Consider the following 4,668-nt stretch of genomic DNA (forward strand, 5'->3'; position numbering starts at 1 on the left):
AAGCACTGCCCGGCAATCCCTATGACGGCCACACGCTGGCAAGCGTCATCCCCGACATGGAAAAGACCATCGGCAACGAGATCGGCCGCATCCTCGCCGACGCCGGCTATCGCGGCCACAACGCACCGCAGAGCCACAAGCTCAGGGTCTTCACCGCGGGCCAGAAACGCCGCGTCACCCCAGCCATCAAGCGCCAGATGCGACGGCGGTCGGCGGTCGAGCCCGTCATCGGCCACATCAAGAGCGAACACAGAATGGGCCGCAACTACCTCGCCGGCCAGCAGGGCGACACCCTCAACGCCATCCTGGCCGCCGCCGGCTACAACTTCTCCCTCCTGCTCAGGTGGCTGAAGGGGTTTTTGTCGCTCTTGATTGCCCTGCTTCAAATCCGGCCGAAGCCGGTCGCCGCTTAGGGCTCGGATTGTTCACGGTCGACTAGTGAGCACTCTCCAATATGTTAGGCTCTGTCGCAGTAGCGCAACAAGCTCAGTCTTTGGATGGGTGGTATGAGGATGAGACGACTGAATGTGTACAGGCTCAGTCTTTTTATCGAGGCTCTCGTTTTTGTCGTAAGCGCGTTCGGTGCGACGTGGCTTACCAGCTTTGTGAACGCGCCATGGTGGACATATGTGATTATAGCGGCCATCGCTATGGGCATGTTCGTCGCCGTGCGTGGGGTCCTTTCTGAGCCGCAACGTATGGGACTCTTGGCACACAACTCGGCAGCGACCTCTGCGTGAACCCAGACGCCTTGAAAATGTGCCCGATGCGTCCGGATTTTTGGCGGTGATCTTCATCAAATGCGATGAGCTGCAATTTCTGGCGACGGCCACGCTAAGGGCGGGCCTCCAGCACCATGTTGAACGGTGTCTCCGCGGCGCGACGCAATCGCTTGAAGCCGCCGCCGGTCACAACCTTGCGCAGCCTCGCCTCACCGGCCTGGGCTCCAAGCGCGAGCCCGACTTCCTGCGACACGGATGCGGGCGTGCACACGAAAGTGGAAGCGGCATAGTAAACGCGGCCGACGGGATTGAGGTTCGCCGCCAGATGATCATGCGCGAACGGCTCGACGATCATCCACGTGCCGTCCGGCTTGAGCGATCCGTGGACATGGGTGGCGGCGCCCGTCGGGTCGCCCATGTCGTGAAGGCAATCGAAGAATGTGACGAGGTCATAGGTTCCGGGATAGCTCTTGGCGGCCGCCACGTCGAACCGCGTGTTAACGCCGACGCCGGCTACCTCGGCCGCCTTGCGGGCGCGCTCAATCGAAGGGGCATGATAGTCGAAGCCGACGAAGCGCGAATTGGGGAAGGCCTGTGCCATGAGCACGGTCGATGCACCATGACCGCATCCAACATCCGCGACGTCCACGCCGCGTTCGAGCTTCTCGACGACGCCCTCCAAGGCCGGCAGCCAGGAGTCGATCAGATTGGCATTGTAGCCTGGACGGAAGAACCGTTCCGTACCGCGAAACAGACACGCGCTATGATCGTGCCACCCGACGCCCTTGCCGGACTGGAATGCCTGCCTCACCTTTTCTTCATCGAGCCACAGCGCGGACAGGAACTCGAATGCGCCTGCCATGAAGGCCGGGCTGTCTTCATCAGCGAACACCAGCTCTTGCTCGGCGTTGAGATAGAATTTGTCGCTCGCTTCATCGTAGTCGACGTAACCCGCCGCCGCCTGCCCGGAAAGCCATTCCCTTACGAGGCGTTCCTGGGTGCCGGTGCGTGTCGAAAGTTCGGCGGCCGTCATCTTGCCGCCTTCGCGCAATGCCTTGAACAGGCCGAGTCTGTCCCCCAGCAGGACTCCCGCGCCCGTTGCGATCGCACCGAGATCGCCGACCATTTTCCCCAAGAATGCGTCCAACTTTTCCTGATTCGCTTCAGACATCTGAATCTCCCTTTGGGTTCAATCTCTCCAGGCGACGGAGCCGTGCTCGTCATGAGGCGCCTTGAGCATCAGATGCTCGAAGACATGCAGATATCCCCGGCGGCTCATTCCGCGCTGCCGATCCTGCACCAGACCATATGGGTGACGACCGGCGCGGTGGTCGGGAATGACAGCCACCTCCATGCCGTTGAAAAGCAGGAAATCCGTCACTTTGCCCTCGTCGGTAACCGGCGGAGCCGGAGTGGTCGTCACCAGGGCAAGCCCTGTTGCAGCAGGTATCCTTGGGCAGCCTGTCAGAACATCGATGACTCCGGTTGTGGTGCCGGGGTGGGCGATCAGGGGCCAAGTGATTGTTCCGCGGCGGCTGTATGTTGTGGTAAGGTGATCATGCGAACTCTTGTTGGTCGGTCACGTGTTTTGCGGATGACCCGCATGTACTGTGCCAAATGAGAAAACCATTCAAACGCAATCCAGTAGATCTGACTGTATCCGACATTGTCGGAATTTGGACATCGCCGAACGCGAAGCGCTCGGGGCTTGTGACGATACTTGAGCGTGCTGCTTCGGAGGAGGGATGAGCCTCGAACCGGCCGCGAGGCCTTTTTCTGGCAACGGATATTCCGGCCGGGTTAGGCCGCGAGGAAAGCGACGGTGAATAAGAGGTAGAGGACCAACCGTTTTGAGCGGGTAGTTGCCGTGTTGCGCCCCCAGGCAAAGGCCAGCACCACGGAGCAGTATTTCTGGTGGCGATACTACAACGCCTTTTAGTGCCGGTTACCCGTTTTTACCCAGTTGGCCTGGTGCATTCAGAGCGAGCTCGTTGGAAACCGCTTATTGTGGCTATGAGCGAACTCGGGATGGAGGAGTGGACCCAAAAATTGGCAAAATGCCCCAGGGAGGATTACATGGGTCGCTCATTCCCCGTACTCGTTACAGGTGCGCGTCGCTTCGCAAACAGCTTGCTTTTGACTTGGCGTTTTTTGCCGTCTCGGCATCGCTCACTAATTCGGCCGCTGCCGACACCGTGAACTGGCGTCAATTCGAAGGGACCAGCATAACTTGGGCCTACGACATCCACCCCTATGCGGATGCTCTCGCTGCGCAATTTCCGGAGTTCGAGAAGCTGACCCGGCATCAAGGTCACGCCGGAACTCTACCCAGACGATTCTTACTGGAACAAGATGACGATCCAACTGACGACGAAGTCGCCAGCATGGGATGTGTTCGGCACTGGCATTCAGCCCGCGTAGGACCTCGCTCCGAGTGGCGCCCTGGAGCCGCTGGACAAATACCTGAGCGATTGGAAGCTTACCGATGCTGGATACGACTACATTACGTGGACATGATCAAGAAGTGCGCGGCTCCTTCCTTCGCGTCCGGCCGCAGCGCGATGACGATCGACTCAAATATGTTCGGCTTCTGGAACGATGTTGCGGGGAAGCCGGCATCCGGCAAGATCGCCTTCGCTCCGCCGCTGCACGCACCGAGCGCCACGAGCTTGGAGTCTGACATCTGGATCTGGGCTCTCGCCATGAACGCGGCTTCCGAAAAGAAGGGCACGGCCTGGCTGTTCATCCCGTGGGCCACCTCCAAGCAGGTGGCGCTCAAGGGTGCCCTTGCTGGCCAGCTCGTCAATCCGCCGCGCACGTCGACCTGGCAGACGACACCTGGACTAAGTACGCTTCGCAGCCCGAGTTCAACAACTTCGTTGACAGCTTCAAAAAGATACAGGACCAAGCCGCGCTGGCTTTCACACCGCGTGTCGGCTTCGGCGAAGCCATGAACGCATGGGCCGTGGCGATGCAGAAGATGGTAAACGGCGATGACGTCGAGACGACGTTGAGGGCGCTTGCCGAAGAAATCCGCACTGGCCTCTGATCAAAAGGAACAGGGCAGTACTATTGCACTGCCCTGTTCCCGCCAACGGCGGAGATCACGCCGTGTCACCCCAAGCACTTAAACCCAGCGTGCCGATGGCAGCCGAAGGACCTGGCGCGCGCGCCTCGTCCGGTTCGGCTTCGCTGGAGGGGCGTTCCATCGACTGTTTCAGCCTTGCAATCATCCAGGCGCTGGCCAAAAGCCAGATGGAGCGCCGGCTCAGGAACCGGCGCAAAAACTCGAGCCTGCCGGCGCTGATCGAGCTGGTGCTGGCGCGGCCGCTGGTGTCGGCAGGTCTGGTCGCGGCCGAGCTGAAAATTAGCCAGCGCGCTGCGCTCGGGCTGGTGCCGAACTCGGCATCCGTGAGGTGACCGGCAGGGGGCGCTACCGGGCGTGGGACCCCGTTTAGCTGCGGCGGGCTTTGGCGAAAGCGACAGCACTGATGATTTTTGCTGTACGCTCATTCTCCCTCATCTGCGCGTTGACAGAAAACCAGCAGGCGAGGGTCACAGCACGCTGTGCTCCCCGCGATTTCCGGAAAACCAATGAAAAACGACTTTGATCGATCGCGCGGGACGTATCATTCAACCATGTCGAGAACGGGCGTGACGGCACGTACACTATGGACCGAGAGAACTTTGTCTGGCGACTTTGCGCACGCTTGCAAAACTCTTCGGAAAACTTCCTTCTGTTGATCCAATGATCGTAATGAGCTGGAGTGGCATCGCCGCTCTCCTCGGTTCTTGCTCTCTCAGTTGAACTTGATGCTAGCCTGCACGAAAACGCCGTAGCGCTTTGCCTTCCAATCGTCGGCCTGCGGGGAACCACGACCGCCCATTGCCTCTCCGAAATGAGCGGTGCCGTTATTCGCCACGGCCGCAACACCGCCTCGAGCTG

At 60.0% G+C, this 4,668-nt stretch carries 4 protein-coding genes and 1 pseudogene; 3 read left to right on the forward strand and 2 right to left on the reverse strand.

Going from position 1 to position 4,668, the window contains the following annotated elements; all coding sequences use genetic code 11:
• The coding region (locus EN893_RS19475; protein WP_189340297.1) for a transposase at positions 1 to 413 on the forward strand (413 nt) is incomplete at its 5' end.
• Between the two features lie 421 nt (positions 414 to 834).
• Here the strand turns inward: EN893_RS19475 and EN893_RS19480 are convergent.
• Together EN893_RS19480 and EN893_RS19485 are read right to left on the reverse strand one after the other, a co-directional pair.
• On the reverse strand, positions 835 to 1,893 hold the full coding sequence (locus EN893_RS19480; protein ID WP_024504268.1) for a class I SAM-dependent methyltransferase: 1,059 nt from the start codon (positions 1,891 to 1,893) through the stop codon (positions 835 to 837).
• Positions 1,894 to 1,950: 57 nt separating this feature from the next.
• Positions 1,951 to 2,172, reverse strand: a pseudogene (locus EN893_RS19485) (insulinase family protein); the annotation flags it as partial.
• Between the two features lie 1,057 nt (positions 2,173 to 3,229).
• On the opposite strand from EN893_RS19485, the gene EN893_RS39360 reads away from it, so the two are divergent.
• On the forward strand, positions 3,230 to 3,676 hold the full coding sequence (locus EN893_RS39360) for an extracellular solute-binding protein (RefSeq protein WP_236383562.1): 447 nt from the start codon (positions 3,230 to 3,232) through the stop codon (positions 3,674 to 3,676).
• Positions 3,677 to 3,833: 157 nt separating this feature from the next.
• The gene (locus tag EN893_RS40050) at positions 3,834 to 4,142 is read left to right on the forward strand and encodes a helix-turn-helix domain-containing protein (RefSeq protein WP_236473435.1); all 309 of its coding nucleotides are present in this window, start codon (positions 3,834 to 3,836) and stop codon (positions 4,140 to 4,142) included.
• The last annotated feature ends 526 nt before the right edge of the window (positions 4,143 to 4,668 follow it).

Origin of the sequence: Mesorhizobium sp. M7A.F.Ca.CA.004.04.2.1 (assembly GCF_004022825.1) — a bacterium.
Classification (GTDB): domain Bacteria; phylum Pseudomonadota; class Alphaproteobacteria; order Rhizobiales; family Rhizobiaceae; genus Mesorhizobium.

Bases quoted from the DNA above. Each gene is read 5' to 3' on its own strand.
- EN893_RS19480 (WP_024504268.1), bottom strand. From the start codon at position 1,893: ATGTCTGAAGCGAATCAGGAAAAGTTGGACGCATTCTTGGGGAAAATG.